We start from the raw sequence: 1,032 nt of genomic DNA, 5'->3' as shown, positions 1-1,032 counted from the left end.
ATTTCTCTCTTGAAGGATATGATCCCCACCCGGCAATCAAAGGGCAGGTTTCTGTGTGATATCTGATGATTGGCGGATACGTATCCTTGCATCTATTATAATACCGGAATGTCTGACCCCCGGATGATTGATCATATCTACAAGCAGCTCAGCTGCCCTACGCCCCATGTCTTCCAACGGAGCTTCGACAGACGTCATCGACGGATAGACCATTTCCGAAAGCATGGAACCGGTAAACGCCGCCACTGAAACATCATCGGGAACTTTCACACCGCGCTCCATCAGCCGGTTCATCACTCCAATGGCAACTATTTCGTTAATGGCGAAAACCGCATCAAAATCCACTCCGCTGTCAATCAGACGGTCTGCCACTTCTCGACCTGACAACATGTCAACTCCCGCCGACAACTGCAATTCCGCGATTACCGGAATACCGAACTTATTCATGACATCGACATATGCTTTGTCAAGATCTCTCACCTCTCCGCTCAAAGATGGACCTTTGACATTGACTATACGTCTGCGTCCTGAGCAGACAAGGTGATCCACAAGAAAGAACCCCTTGTCATAACTGTTGACACAAACCACAGGAGCGTCAAGTCCGTCAAGCGAACTGCGCAGAAACACCATCGGAAGTCCCTTGTCATTCAATTCTTTAAACAACCCGCTATTGTCCGCATTGTTGCAATGGGCAATAATCAGACCGTCAAAAAAAGAACTTTTGACCATGTTGAGATAATCTCTTTCTATTGACGGATCGTTATCGGCATCGCATGTAACCACATAAATGCCATGCTCACGCATCACGCGGTTTATGCCTTTGATAATTCTGGCTGCATACGGAGAAACCATCTGGTCAACCAACACTCCTACCGTATGGCTTCTGCCGGTTCGAAGATTGGCTGCTATAACATTTCTGGCATAACCCAGTTCACGGGCAGCCGCAAAAATCTTCTCCTTCGTTTCCTTGCGGATATTTTTGTCATCGGCAAGCGCTCTCGACACTGTGGAAACCGAAAGGCACAAATGACT

Annotated in this window: 1 protein-coding gene; it reads right to left on the bottom strand. The window is 47.7% G+C overall.

The features are described 5' to 3' along the window. Positions 1-36 precede the first annotated feature (36 nt). On the bottom strand, positions 37-1,032 hold a 996-nt coding region (locus JX312_RS13950), incomplete at its 5' end, for a LacI family DNA-binding transcriptional regulator (RefSeq protein WP_204458524.1).

Source organism: Barnesiella sp. CU968, assembly GCF_905219685.1.
GTDB classification, from domain to species: domain Bacteria; phylum Bacteroidota; class Bacteroidia; order Bacteroidales; family Muribaculaceae; genus Lepagella; species Lepagella muris_A.
The sequence above is the reverse complement of the archived record's forward strand: the minus strand, read 5'-3'. Positions and strand labels throughout refer to the sequence as shown.